The sequence below is a fragment of the Citrobacter portucalensis genome (assembly GCF_023374935.1).
GTDB lineage: Bacteria > Pseudomonadota > Gammaproteobacteria > Enterobacterales > Enterobacteriaceae > Citrobacter > Citrobacter portucalensis.
Window position 1 is genome coordinate 1,078,420 of record NZ_CP092466.1, and the last position, 12,818, is coordinate 1,091,237.

The window sequence follows — 12,818 nt, forward strand, 5'->3', positions numbered from 1 at the left end:
CCATGTTTACCTTTATCAAAAAAGTCATCAAAACCGGGGCACCGACGTCGTCGTATCCGCTCGAGCCGATTGCGGTCGATAAAAACTTCCGTGGCAAACCGGAACATAATCCGCAGCAGTGCATCGGCTGTGCGGCCTGTGTGAACGCGTGCCCGTCGAACGCTCTGACGGTAGAAACCGATCTGGTTACCAATGAGCTGGCGTGGCAGTTCAACCTCGGTCGCTGCATCTTCTGCGCCCGCTGCGAAGAAGTTTGCCCGACGGCGGCGATCAAGCTGTCGCAGGAGTATGAGCTGGCGGTGTGGAAGAAAGATGATTTCCTGCAGCAGTCTCGTTTTGCGCTGTGTAATTGCCGCGTATGTAACCGTCCGTTTGCGGTGCAAAAAGAGATTGATTACGCCATTGCGCTGCTTAAGCACAACGGTGATACCCGCGCGGAAAACCACCGTGAAAGCTTTGAGACCTGCCCGGACTGTAAGCGCCAGAAATGCCTGGTGCCGTCTGACCGTATTGAACTGACTCGCCATATGAAAGAGGCCAGCTGATGAGCAATTTATTAGGCCCACGTGACGCCAACGGTATTCCGGTACCGATGACGGTGGATGAATCCATTGCCAGCATGAAAGCATCGCTGCTGAAAAGCATCAAGCGTTCAGCGTATGTTTACCGCGTGGACTGCGGCGGCTGCAACGGTTGCGAAATCGAAATCTTTGCTACGCTTTCTCCGCTGTTTGATGCCGAACGTTTTGGCATCAAAGTCGTCCCGTCACCGCGCCATGCGGATATTCTGCTGTTTACCGGCGCGGTAACCCGTGCCATGCGCTCTCCGGCGCTGCGTGCCTGGCAGTCTGCGCCAGATCCGAAAATTTGTATCTCTTACGGTGCTTGTGGGAACAGCGGCGGTATCTTCCACGATTTATACTGCGTATGGGGCGGCACGGACAAAATCGTACCGGTGGACGTGTATATTCCAGGTTGTCCGCCGACGCCTGCGGCAACGCTGTACGGTTTTGCCATGGCGTTGGGTCTGCTGGAGCAAAAAATTCACGCGCGTGCGCCGGGTGAACTGGACGAACAGCCCGCTGAAATTCTGCATCCGGATATGGTTCAGCCGCTGCGCGTGAAGGTGGATCGCGAGGCTCGCCGTCTGGCGGGATACCGCTATGGTCGCCAGATTGCTGATGACTATATGACGCAGTTAGGGCAGGGCGAGCATCAAGTGGCGCGCTGGTTGGAAGCGGAAAATGATCCGCGTCTGACCGAGATCGTCACGCATCTTAATCATGTTGTCGAAGAGGCGCGTATCCGATGAGTGAAACGGTGGTGTTCAGTCAACTGAGCCGTAAGTTTATTGATGAGAACGATGCGACGCCCGCTGAGGCGCAGCAGGTTGTCTATTACAGCCTGGCGATTGGTCACCACCTTGGGATCATCGATTGCCTGGAAGCGGCGTTAACTTGTCCATGGGACGAATATCTGGCATGGATTGCTACCCTTGCTGAGGGAAGCGAAGCCCGCCGGAAAATGGAAGGCGTGCCGAAATACGGCGAGATCGTTATCGATTTCAACCATGTACAAATGCTGGCGCGCGCGTTCGATGATGCGCGTGCCGTGCAGACCCCGCAGCAGCAGGAGTGGAGCAAGCTGATGCTTAGCATGCTGCACGACATACACCAGGAAAGCGCCATCTATCTGATGGTGAGGAGACACCGTGACTGACGTTTTATTATGTGTGGGTAACAGCATGATGGGCGATGACGGCGCGGGCCCGCTGCTGGCGGAAATGTGTGCTGCAAATCCTCAAGGCAACTGGGTTGTCATCGACGGCGGTAGCGCGCCGGAGAACGATATTGTCGCGATCCGTGAATTGCGCCCGCAGCGTCTGTTGATTGTGGATGCCACCGACATGGGGTTAAACCCTGGTGAAATCCGCATTATCGACCCGGATGATATTGCCGAAATGTTCATGATGACCACCCACAACATGCCGCTGAACTATCTGGTAGATCAGCTGAAAGACGATGTTGGTGAGGTAATTTTCCTCGGCATTCAACCGGACATCGTCGGTTTTTACTACCCGATGACACAGCCGATCAAAGATGCGGTTGATACCGTCTATCAGCGATTAGCCGGTTGGGAAGGACACGGTGGATTCTCCGAGCTGGAAGCACCAGAAGAGTAAACCGTATCAGTGCCGGATGTGAACGACATCCGGCCTGTTTTCCCAGTGTATCCTCGTCATTCAATTGCCTGCTCAATAATTAATTTCCCCTGCATCACTGATACATTCACTGCCGTCCCGGTAGGGAATCCCGCTTGTTCCAGCCAGTCGCCGTTCAGCGTGAGTGAGGCGTGACGACTGATTCGTCGCGTGTAACCCGTTTTTGGATCTTCATGGCGTTTTCTGACATAGCTGACTTTCAGGCGACGTACCGGTTTGGTGATTGCCACTGCTGTTTTGCCCTTTTTATCAAACATGCACGCTTCCTTGTGGTGAACGGCCAGGATTAAAAACTACTGAATAAAATGCCAGTAAAAAAGGGGGAGGGCAAACCTGAAACTGGAAGGACGATTCCAAATCTGGAATGTAATAAATGAAATGAAAATATGTACTTCTGCCGGAAGGCTGTAACCCCCTCCGGCAGATCCGTCATGCCAGATCGGCACCGTTACTGGCGATGACTTTTTTGTACCACCAGAATGATTTCTTACGGGTGCGCGCCAGCGTGCCGTTGCCCGCGTCATCGCGGTCCACGTACACAAAACCGTAGCGTTTGCTCATCTCACCGGTTGAGGCAGAAACCAGATCGATACAGCCCCAGGTGGTGTAACCCATCAGCGGCACGCCATCTTCAATCGCGTCTGCCATGGCGCGAATATGTTCGCGTAAATAGCTGATGCGATAGTCGTCATTGATCTCACCGTTAGCATCAATTTCATCTTTCGCTCCCAGCCCGTTTTCCACCAGAAACAGCGGCTTCTGATAGCGGTCATACATCATATTCATGGTGATGCGCAGGCCGAGCGGATCGATGCCCCAACCCCATTCGCTGGCGGCAATATACGGATTACGCAGCGACTTCACCACGTTGGCGGCGCTGGTATTGCCCGTGTTCATTTCAGCGGAGGCGCAACGCGATGCGTAATAGCTAAACGAGACGAAATCGACGGTGTTTTTCAGGATGTCGTCATCTTCCAGGGCTTTTTTGATTACCACGCCTTTTTCGCGAAACACGCGGGCAGAGTAAGCCGGGTAGGCCCCGCGCGCCTGCACATCAATAAAGAACAGGTTTTCACGGTCTTTTTCCAGTGCGGTCCACACATCTTCCGGCTTACACGAGTAAGGATAAAAATTACCGCCAGCCAGCATACAACCGACCTGGTTTTGCGGATTAATTTCATGGGCTATTTTAGTCGCCAGGGCGCTGGCTATCAGTTCGTGGTGAGCGGACTGATATTTCACCTGATCCTGATTTTCACCTTCTTCAAATACCAGCCCGGCGCCTGAAAAGGGGCTGTGCAGCATAATGTTGATTTCGTTGAACGTCAGCCAGTACTTCACCAGACCGTCAAAGGCCTCGAAGCAGGTACGGGCGTAGCGGGTAAAGAACTCCACCATTTTGCGGTTACGCCAGGAGCCGTACTCGGTGACCAGATGCATAGGCACATCGAAGTGACACAGCGTGACTAATGGCTCAATACCGTATTTTTTACACTCGGCAAACACGGCCCGATAAAACGCGATTCCGTCTTCATTCGGCGTCAGCTCGTCGCCGTTAGGGTAGAGGCGGCTCCAGGCAATGGAAGTACGAAAAACCGTAAACCCCATTTCCGCCATCAGCGCGATATCTTCTTTATAGCGATGATAAAAGTCGATCGCCTGATGGCTGGGATAAAATTCGTCATCCCGCAGCGTAAAACGCTTTTCCTGACCCAGTTTGACGGGCATGCGGTGTGTGCCGTGGGGGATCATATCGACGGTAGTCAGCCCTTTGCCGCCTTCCCGGTATGCCCCTTCAGACTGGTTGGCGGCCAGTGCGCCGCCCCATAAAAATCCTTGCGGAAAAACAGACATAATTAACCTCAGTTCATACCAGTCAAATGCTGGCTCCATTGATATTGCCCGGTTGTGCGGCCTGGTTTTTTCTGGCCTGCGCGGCTGCATCTTCGACAGGAATATCTTCAAAGCCGAGAATCAGCGTTAGTACAAAAGAAAGCACTACCGCCAGTGCCATCACGCCAAATACCCAAACGATGGTCATCGGATTGGCCGGATCGAAAAACTGGACGCTGGTGAACAGACCTGGAGCCGCCATGGAGTGGCTTGCAAGCCCGGCCATTCCAGCAACAGCACCGCAGATAAAACCGCTGATAAGGCTCGCAATCAGCGGACGTTTCAAGCGGATTGCCACGCCATATAGCGCGGGTTCGGAAATGCCCGCCATGATGGCTGAGGCGGCAGCTGCTAATGCAGTCTGGCGCAGCTCCGGGTTTTTGGTTTTCCATGCCACTGCCAGCGATGAACCACCTAACGACAAGTTGGCGCCAATTTCCGATGGCATTACCATGCCTTCTTTTCCGGTTTCGGCAATGGTCTGAATAATGGTTGGCGTAAAGACACGGTGCATACCGGTCATTACCAGCAGCGGCCACAGCGCGCCCATAATGGCCACTGACAGCCAGCCGAGATAGCCGTGGATGGTATAAACCAGCGCTGAAATCGCGCTACCGATCCAGATACCGATCGGGCCAATGATGACGATGGCGAGTGGGGCGGCGATCAGCACGATCAGCATCGGTTTGAGGAAGTTTTTGGTCACCGCCGGAGTTATACGATCGACCCAGCGTTCGATGTATGACAAACACCAGGTCATGACCAGCGCCGGGATCACCGTGTAGGTGTATTTCACTGCCGTCACTGGGATCAGGGCAAACTCAACGTGCTCACCCTGCGCGGCCTTCGCCATCAGGTCGATAAAGCTGGGATGCACCAGTACGCCCGCGATGGCGATAGCCAGCGACATGTTGGTTTTGAATTTGATAGCGGCCGACGCGGCGACCATCAGCGGCAGGAAGAAGAATGCACCGTCGCCAATGACGGTCAGAATGGTGAGCGTGGACGATCCTTTCACCAGCACGCCGGTCATTTCCAGAACCATCGCCAGCAGCTTGAGCATTGATCCGCCGATTATCGCCGGGATCAACGGCGACATTGTGCCGATCAGCGCATCAAGGATCCCCGCGCCAATTCGCTTCAGCGTCAGTCGGGGTTTGATTTGCGGCTCAGCAGGCTGCATGTTGGCAGGCAACAGGCTGACCACTTCACGATATGCCTGCGAAACGGTGTTGCCGATAATCACCTGACACTGGTTCTCGTTGCGCACCACGCCCAGCACGCCAGTGAGGGTTTTCAGCGTCGCGCTGTCGACCTGCGAGTCATCTTTGATAACGAAACGCAAACGGGTCATACAGTGGGTCACTGCTGTGATGTTGTCGACGCCTCCCAGAGCCGTCACAACGGAGCGCGCCAGCGCTGCATAATTCTTGGACATCGGATTTAATCCTGTTTTATCAGTAGAGTACGTTATTTTTTATCCGTTTACGTGGGTCGCTTTTCTGGGTTGATGAAACGCAGATAGGAAACCGGTTCCACAAAATCATGTTTAAATTGCATTAACTGATCAAGATTTAATTTTGATCAGTTTTTGTAATTGTGACCCCGATCACCAGATGTCAGCGTCTGCGATTTAGCAGCAAGGACAGCGGCAAAACGGTGCAGTACACTGCGTCACATCGAGATAAAAGGGATGAGTAATATGACCACGATGCTGGAGGTGGCGAAGCGTGCCGGAGTGTCGAAAGCGACGGTTTCCCGGGTGCTTTCCGGAAACGGCTATGTCAGCCAGGAAACCAAAGACCGCGTGTTTCAGGCCATTGAAGAGAGTGGTTACCGCCCAAATTTGCTGGCGCGCAGTCTCGCGGCGAAAACCACGCAGACACTGGGTCTGGTGGTAACAAACACCCTTTATCACGGCGTCTATTTCAGCGAACTGCTGTTTCATACCGCGCGGATGGCGGAAGATAAAGGGCGCCAGCTGTTACTGGCTGACGGTAAGCATAGCGCTGAGGAAGAGCGCCAGGCGATCCAGTACCTGCTCGACCTGCGCTGTGACGCGATTATGATTTATCCGCGTTTTCTCAGCGTGGATGAGATAGATGACATCATCGATGCCCACAGCCAGCCGATTATGGTGCTTAATCGACGCCTGCGGAAAAACAGTAGCCACAGCGTATGGTGCGATCAAAAGCAGACCAGCTTTAACGCCGTTACTCAGCTCATTGCCACCGGGCATAAAGAGATTGGTTTTATTACCGGCTCGATGGATTCGCCAACCGGCGTGGAGCGACTTTCAGGCTATAAAGACGCGCTGGCACATCATGGGATCGCGCTAAATAATGATCTGATTGTTAAAGGGAAATGGACGCCAGCCTGCGGCGCAGCGGGTGTGGATACTTTGCTTTCGCGCAAGGTCAATTTTACCGCATTGGTGGCCAGCAATGACGATATGGCGATCGGCGCTATGAAGCAGTTACACGAGCATGGTGTGAGCGTTCCCGCACAGGTGTCGGTGATTGGCTTTGATGATATCGCCCTCGCGCCATACACTATTCCGGCGCTTTCCAGCGTTAAAATTCCGGTAACAGAAATGATTCAGGAAACGATTGGGCGCCTGATCTTTATGTTAGGTGACGGGGCGTTTACGCCGTCAAAGACCTTCACCGGTGAACTCATTGCGCGCGACTCAGTTGCGCCGCCCGTTTCGCGCTGACAGCTGTCATTTGTCATCGTCACTAGTGACGATGACACGCTCTTCTTGCGTTCTTCAGAATAAAACTCCTTTAAAAACAGCAAATTAAATTCTGGCACGATTTGTGTATGCTTCGGCAGATATTCTGTCATTGCTGGAGAAATTGATGAACCGTTTCATCATTGCAGACGCCAATAAATGCATTGGTTGCCGTACCTGTGAAGTGGCCTGCGTGGTATCCCATCAGGATAACCAGGACTGCGCATCGCTGACCCCTGAAACCTTTTTACCCCGCATTCACGTCATCAAAGGCGTTAATGTCTCCACGGCGACGCTGTGCCGCCAGTGCGAAGACGCGCCGTGCGCTAACGTCTGTCCGAACGGTGCGATCAGCCGTGATAAAGGTTTTGTCCACGTAATGCAGGAACGCTGCATTGGCTGTAAAACCTGCGTTGTGGCTTGTCCTTACGGCGCAATGGAAGTGGTCGTGCGTCCGGTCGTGCGTAACAGCGGCGCAGGTCTGAACGTCCGTGCAGAAAAAGCTGAAGCCAATAAGTGCGACCTGTGCCACCATCGTGAGACTGGTCCTGCCTGTATGGAAGTGTGCCCGACTCACGCACTGATATATGTGGATCGCAATAAGCTTGAGCAACTGAGCGCGGAAAAACGTCGTCGCGCCGCGCTGGATTCCACCGCATCTTTGCTGTTCTGATATCTGAAAATCCGCGTAAAATACGGTAGTACTTATGCCGGATGGCGGCTTTGCCTTATCCGGCCTACTGTTCGCATCCACGTAGGCCTGATAAGCGTAGCGCCATCAGGCAAACCGGGATAGATGACTGCGGGAACGACTTAATGACAATAAACAACCACTCCGGCGTACAGCTGCGTATTCGCGGCAAAGTACAGGGCGTCGGATTTCGCCCCTACGTCTGGCAACTGGCGCAGCGCTTACAACTGCATGGCGATGTGTGTAACGACGGTGACGGTGTGGTTGTGCGCTTACAGGAAGATCCGGCGGTGTTTATTGCGCAGTTGCATCAACACTGCCCACCGCTGGCGCGCATTGACAGCGTTGAGAGTGAACCATTCGCCTGGACGCAGCAGCCTGCCGATTTCTCGATTCGTCAAAGTGCTGGCGGTACGATGAATACGCAAATCGTTCCGGACGCCGCGACCTGTCCCGAATGCCTTGTAGAAATGAACACCCCCGGCGAACGTCGTTACCGCTACCCCTTTATCAACTGCACCCACTGTGGTCCGCGTTTTACGATTATCCGCGCGATGCCCTACGATCGTCCGTTTACCGTAATGGCGTCATTCCCACTCTGCGCGCAATGTGACAAAGAGTATCGCGATCCGTACGACCGTCGCTTCCACGCCCAGCCAGTGGCTTGTCCGGCATGCGGCCCTCATCTGGAGTGGTTCTGTGCAGGTGAGCGAGCGGAGAAAGAAGAGGCGCTGCAGGCGGCGGTAACGCGGCTGAAAGCAGGCGGTATTGTGGCGGTTAAAGGCATTGGTGGGTTTCATCTGGTGTGCGATGCGCGAAATGATAACGCCGTAGCGCTACTCAGGCTGCGCAAACACCGTCCGGCGAAACCTCTGGCAGTGATGCTGCCCTCTGATGAAGGATTGTCTGAACCCGCTCGTCGTTTGCTGACTACCCCTGCTGCGCCGATCGTGCTGGTGCAGAAACGCTATGTCGCTGCATTGAGCGAGGGCATTGCGCCGGGGTTAACGGAGGTTGGCGTCATGCTGCCAGCGAATCCGTTACAGCATTTGCTCTTACAAGAGATGAATTGTCCGCTGGTGATGACTTCTGGCAACCTCAGCGGCAGGCCTCCGGCCATTACCAACGCCCAGGCGCTGGAAGATTTACACGACATTGCCGACGGTTTCCTGCTGCATAATCGCGAAATTGTGCAGCGGATGGATGACTCCGTGGTGCGTGACAGTGGGGAAATGCTGCGTCGTTCCCGGGGTTATGTGCCGGATGCGGTCGCACTACCACCAGGATTTCTCGACGTGCCGCCGATGCTGTGCTTAGGGGCGGATCTGAAAAATACTTTCTGTCTGGTGCGCGGCGAGCAGGCGGTTATCAGCCAGCATTTGGGCGATCTTAGCGATGACGGCATTCAGCAACAGTGGCGTGATGCGCTACGCCTGATCCAGAACATTTATGACTTTACGCCGCAGCGTATCGTGCATGATGCACACCCTGGCTATGTTTCCAGCCAGTGGGCCAGTGAAATGGAGCTGCCAACTGAAACGGTGCTACATCACCATGCGCATGCCGCTGCGTGTCTTGCGGAACACAGATGGCCGCTCAATGGCGGTGATGTGATTGCTCTGACGCTAGACGGTATCGGTATGGGGGAAAACGGCGCGCTGTGGGGTGGGGAGTGTTTGCGAGTTAACTATCGTGAATGCGAACACCTTGGCGGCTTACCGGCGGTAGCGCTGGCGGGCGGCGATCTGGCGGCAAAACAGCCGTGGCGTAATCTGCTCGCGCAGTGCCTGCGTTTTGTTCCTGACTGGCAGCGTTATCCGGAAACATCGGTGCTGCAACATCAAAACTGGAACGTGCTGGCGCGCGCTATTGAACGGGGAATTAACGCTCCGCTGGCGTCATCGTGCGGACGACTGTTTGATGCCGTTGCCGCCGCGTTGCAATGTGCACCGGAATCATTGAGTTATGAAGGTGAAGCGGCCTGTGCGCTTGAGGCGATGGCATCGCAATGTGATGGCGTTGATCACCCAGTCACGGTGCCGCTTGATGACAATCAGCTGGACTTAGCGGTTTTTTGGCAGCAATGGCTGAACTGGCAGGCCAAACCAGCAGAAAGGGCGTGGGCGTTTCACGACGCGCTGGCGCGTGGGTTTGCCACTCTGATGCGAATGCAGGCCGAAGCGCGCGGGATTAAGACGTTAGTATTTAGCGGTGGCGTGATGCATAACCGCTTATTGTCGGCCCGTCTGGCGTTTTATCTGCGTGATTTTACCTTACTGTTCCCGCAGCGTTTACCGGCGGGCGACGGCGGGTTGTCATTGGGGCAGGGCGTGATTGCCGCGGCGCGAGCGTTGGCGCAAAAATAAAAAAAAGCCCCGGGACTGGCGGGGCAAGAAAAACATGTCGGGGCATACCGACAAGTGGCAACGCACATCCATGTGCGTGAGGTTAATAAATCAGTAGCAGCATTGCCGGGCAAAGTCGTAGGCCGGATAAGACGCGAAGCGGCGCCATCCGGTATCCCAGACTTACACAGGCAACGTTTTCAGCAGCGCAAAGGCCTCTTTCATGCGGTCTTCACTGACGACAAACGCACACAGCTGGCCTTCGTCGTTCATCCCTCTGGCAACCATTCCCTGCGCTTCGGCGGCGATGTGCCAGTTCAGATCGCGGCGCTGGGTTTCCCCGGCCAAATGCAGAGGCAGTTCTGGCGTTTTGACTTTTACCAGCATGGCTGGCAGTTTCAATGGCGCATTGCCGCCGAGCAGGTTTTTCGCCAGATACATGGCGCTCAGCTGAATCGGCTGCAGGAACGGGAGCACCTGACCGTTAATCTCCGCACAGTCGCCGAGAGCATAAATGTCCGGGTGGCTGGTTTGCAGGTAGCTATCGACGCAGACGCCACGATTGATGTTCAATCCGGCACGACGCGCCAGTGCGGTCTCCGGGCGTAAGCCGGTGGCGGCGATCACCGCATCGACTTCTACGCTGCGGCTACGATCGAGCGTGGCACGAATACCTGACGCCGTTTTCTCCAGCCCCTGAAGCTGTGATTTCAGCAGCAGGTGTACGCCCATATCGGTCAGACGATGCTGTAAGCGACTGCTGACTTCCGGCGGCATCAGCGAAGCCAGAATGCTGGCGGCGTTGTCGATAAGCGTTACCGCTTTACCGGCACGACAAAAATCCATCGCCAGTTCACTGCCAATCAAGCCGCCGCCGACTATCAGTACCCGCTGGGCGTCACGCAGCTGCGTTTCACAAGCGCGATACTCTTGTTGGCTGTTCAACGTGAGCATTAACTCACGTCCGGTAACCGGCGGTACAAAGGCTGAAGCGCCCGTCGCCAGCACCAGTTTGTCGTACTGCCACTGCTGATCCTGGCTTTTCACTACGTGGGCATCAGCATCGATGTCGGTTACCCAGGTGTGCGGGAACAGGCGCAAATTAAACTGTTCGGCAAACTCCCCCGCCGACTGGCGGGTGAGGTCGTCTGCACGCTGTGACTGACTGATAACATGGCTGAGGTCGGGCTTGTTGTACTCATCCATGCTGTCCGCAGCAATCAGGGTCAGCGGGACATTTGCATCCTGCTTACGGATATTTTTGACTAACTGGCGGGCGGCGAAGCCCGAACCAATAATGACAATTCCGCGGCTCATTTTGCCTCCGTTGCCAGGACGTCGAAGACGTCTTTACCTAATGAACATTCCGGGCACAGGAAGTTATCCGGCACGTCGCTCCACGGTGTTCCCGGCGCGACATCCTGCAGCGGTTCACCTTTTGCCGGGTCGTAAATCCACTGGCACACGCTGCACTGCATGCTAGGGCCAAGATCGGCGGCAGCCGCAGCGGCGCAAGCGCATTCTTCTTCTTTGGATGCGGGTTTCACGGTTGTTTCCGGCAGTGGAGCAAGCGCCCACTGACGCGCGATTTCACGGCCGTGCTGGCGGCATAGTTCCAGCGCATCCAGGTCCGGACGCCATTTCGCCTTCAGGCTCAGCGACATTTCGAAACCAGCATCCTGCAAACGCGTAGACAAACGGTCTACTGCGCCGCCGCTCCAGCCGTGTGAGCCAAAGGCGCTGGCGCGTTTGTTACGAAAACGCAGGCCGGTCATCTCTTCCACCAAACCGGCGATTTTTGGCATCATTACGTTGTTCATCGTCGAAGTACCGACCAGCACGCCTTTAGAGCGGAAGACGTTAGTCAGAACTTCGTTCTTATCGCTACGGGCGACGTTAAAGATTTTCACCGCCACGTTCGGGTCAACTTCGTTGATGCCCTGGGCTATGGCGTCCGCCATCATGCGGGTGTTGTTGGACATGGTGTCGTAGAAAATGGTGATGCGGTCTTCCTGATAATCCGCCGCCCATTTCAGGTACATTTCCACGATTTGCGTCGGGTTGTCGCGCCATACCACGCCATGGGAAGTAGCAATCATATCGACAGGCAGGTTGAAGCCGAGGATCTCAGTAATTTTCGGTGTAACCAGACGGCTGAACGGCGTCAGAATGTTGGCGTAGTAACGCTGGCACTGTTCGAACAGTTCGGTCTGGTCAACTTCGTCGTTAAACAGACGTTCGTCGCAGTAGTGCTGACCGAAGGCGTCGTTACTGAACAGCACCGCGTCGCCGGTCATGTAGGTCATCATGCTGTCAGGCCAGTGCAGCATTGGCGTTTCAACGAAGATCAGCTGTTTGCCGTTACCAATGTCCAGTGAATCACCGGTTTTCACCACGTTAAAGTTCCACTCCGGGTGATGGTGATGCCCGTTGATGGAGTCAATGGCGTTGGCTGTGCAGTAAATCGGCGTGTCCGGGATGCAGGACATCAGTTCAGTCAGCGCCCCTGCATGGTCTTCTTCCGCGTGGTTAATGATGATGTAGTCGATATCCGCGAGGTCAATTTCACTGCGCAGGTTCTGCACGAATTCACGGCTAAACTTGTGGTCTACTGTATCGATCAGGACATTTTTTTCTTCACGGATGAGATAGCTGTTGTAGCTGCTGCCGCGCAGCGTTTTGTATTCAGTCCCGTGGAAATCACGAACTTCCCAGTCACGTTGGCCAACCCAATGAATGTTATTTTTAACCAGAATAGACATAGCAACCTCAGTAATTAATTCAGCGTTTTTCTAAAAAAGATGTTTTGCTTATTGCAGGTTGCGTGCCAACTTTTTATCTTTTTGATTTTAATGGTTTTATTGTTTCCTGCTTATTAAGTGGTAGTCAAAATGACTATTCATTTTATTGTCAATATGACAATATGAATTGTCA

General features: G+C 54.3%; 12 protein-coding genes. 7 read left to right on the top strand and 5 right to left on the bottom strand.

What is annotated here, in order from left to right; translation table 11 throughout:
• The first annotated feature begins 2 nt into the window (after nt 1-2).
• From LY264_RS05095 to hycI, 4 genes are read left to right on the top strand one after another with little or no spacing between them, the layout of a single operon-like run.
• Nucleotides 3-545, top strand: coding sequence for a formate hydrogenlyase complex iron-sulfur subunit (locus LY264_RS05095; RefSeq protein ID WP_032944742.1), 543 nt, complete (start codon nt 3-5; stop codon nt 543-545).
• Nucleotides 545-1,312: a formate hydrogenlyase subunit HycG gene (gene hycG, locus LY264_RS05100; RefSeq protein ID WP_003037388.1), complete on the top strand. Its 768-nt coding sequence runs from the start codon at nt 545-547 to the stop codon at nt 1,310-1,312. Before LY264_RS05095 ends, hycG begins: the two co-directional genes overlap by 1 nt.
• Complete coding sequence (locus LY264_RS05105) at nt 1,309-1,719, top strand: formate hydrogenlyase maturation HycH family protein (RefSeq protein WP_003037385.1); 411 nt, start codon at nt 1,309-1,311, stop codon at nt 1,717-1,719. Before hycG ends, LY264_RS05105 begins: the two co-directional genes overlap by 4 nt.
• Nucleotides 1,712-2,182: a hydrogenase maturation peptidase HycI gene (gene hycI / locus LY264_RS05110; RefSeq protein WP_003037382.1), complete on the top strand. Its 471-nt coding sequence runs from the start codon at nt 1,712-1,714 to the stop codon at nt 2,180-2,182. Before LY264_RS05105 ends, hycI begins: the two co-directional genes overlap by 8 nt.
• 56 nt (nt 2,183-2,238) lie before the next feature.
• On the opposite strand, the gene LY264_RS05115 is transcribed toward hycI, so the two are convergent.
• The 3 genes from LY264_RS05115 to ascF form a co-directional block, all read right to left on the bottom strand.
• Nucleotides 2,239-2,478, bottom strand: a complete 240-nt coding sequence (locus LY264_RS05115; RefSeq protein ID WP_008785630.1) for a SymE family type I addiction module toxin — start codon at nt 2,476-2,478, stop codon at nt 2,239-2,241.
• 172 nt (nt 2,479-2,650) lie between these two features.
• Complete coding sequence (locus LY264_RS05120; RefSeq protein WP_048225857.1) at nt 2,651-4,075, bottom strand: 6-phospho-beta-glucosidase; 1,425 nt, start codon at nt 4,073-4,075, stop codon at nt 2,651-2,653.
• 22 nt (nt 4,076-4,097) lie between these two features.
• Entirely contained in the window at nt 4,098-5,552 is a 1,455-nt protein-coding gene (gene ascF, locus LY264_RS05125) for a PTS cellobiose/arbutin/salicin transporter subunit IIBC (RefSeq protein ID WP_032944740.1), read from the bottom strand.
• Between the two features lie 264 nt (nt 5,553-5,816).
• Here ascF and LY264_RS05130 point away from each other — a divergent pair, with 264 nt between their 5' ends.
• From LY264_RS05130 to hypF, 3 genes are all read left to right on the top strand, one after another.
• Nucleotides 5,817-6,830 (top strand): LacI family DNA-binding transcriptional regulator, encoded by a 1,014-nt coding sequence (locus LY264_RS05130; RefSeq protein WP_048215688.1) that lies wholly within the window; start codon nt 5,817-5,819, stop codon nt 6,828-6,830.
• A gap of 145 nt (nt 6,831-6,975) precedes the next feature.
• The gene (gene hydN, locus LY264_RS05135; RefSeq protein ID WP_048225262.1) at nt 6,976-7,521 is read left to right on the top strand and encodes an electron transport protein HydN; all 546 of its coding nucleotides are present in this window, start codon (nt 6,976-6,978) and stop codon (nt 7,519-7,521) included.
• Nucleotides 7,522-7,664: 143 nt separating this feature from the next.
• A complete protein-coding gene (hypF, locus tag LY264_RS05140; RefSeq protein ID WP_048225260.1) occupies nt 7,665-9,905 on the top strand; it encodes a carbamoyltransferase HypF in 2,241 nt (746 codons plus the stop codon).
• A gap of 162 nt (nt 9,906-10,067) precedes the next feature.
• Here hypF and norW read toward each other — a convergent pair whose 3' ends face one another.
• On the bottom strand, nt 10,068-11,201 hold the full coding sequence (gene norW / locus LY264_RS05145) for an NADH:flavorubredoxin reductase NorW (RefSeq protein ID WP_048215690.1): 1,134 nt from the start codon (nt 11,199-11,201) through the stop codon (nt 10,068-10,070).
• Nucleotides 11,198-12,646, bottom strand: a complete 1,449-nt coding sequence (norV, locus tag LY264_RS05150; RefSeq protein WP_048225258.1) for an anaerobic nitric oxide reductase flavorubredoxin — start codon at nt 12,644-12,646, stop codon at nt 11,198-11,200. Before norV ends, norW begins: the two co-directional genes overlap by 4 nt.
• Between the last annotated feature and the right edge of the window lie 172 nt (nt 12,647-12,818).

Bases quoted from the DNA above. Each gene is read 5' to 3' on its own strand.
- LY264_RS05095 (WP_032944742.1), top strand. From the start codon at position 3: ATGTTTACCTTTATCAAAAAAGTCATCAAAACCGGGGCACCGACGTCG.
- hycG (WP_003037388.1), top strand. From the start codon at position 545: ATGAGCAATTTATTAGGCCCACGTGACGCCAACGGTATTCCGGTACCG.
- LY264_RS05105 (WP_003037385.1), top strand. From the start codon at position 1,309: ATGAGTGAAACGGTGGTGTTCAGTCAACTGAGCCGTAAGTTTATTGAT.
- LY264_RS05115 (WP_008785630.1), bottom strand. From the start codon at position 2,478: ATGTTTGATAAAAAGGGCAAAACAGCAGTGGCAATCACCAAACCGGTA.
- LY264_RS05120 (WP_048225857.1), bottom strand. From the start codon at position 4,075: ATGTCTGTTTTTCCGCAAGGATTTTTATGGGGCGGCGCACTGGCCGCC.
- ascF (WP_032944740.1), bottom strand. From the start codon at position 5,552: ATGTCCAAGAATTATGCAGCGCTGGCGCGCTCCGTTGTGACGGCTCTG.
- LY264_RS05130 (WP_048215688.1), top strand. From the start codon at position 5,817: ATGACCACGATGCTGGAGGTGGCGAAGCGTGCCGGAGTGTCGAAAGCG.
- hydN (WP_048225262.1), top strand. From the start codon at position 6,976: ATGAACCGTTTCATCATTGCAGACGCCAATAAATGCATTGGTTGCCGT.
- hypF (WP_048225260.1), top strand. From the start codon at position 7,665: ATGACAATAAACAACCACTCCGGCGTACAGCTGCGTATTCGCGGCAAA.
- norW (WP_048215690.1), bottom strand. From the start codon at position 11,201: ATGAGCCGCGGAATTGTCATTATTGGTTCGGGCTTCGCCGCCCGCCAG.
- norV (WP_048225258.1), bottom strand. From the start codon at position 12,646: ATGTCTATTCTGGTTAAAAATAACATTCATTGGGTTGGCCAACGTGAC.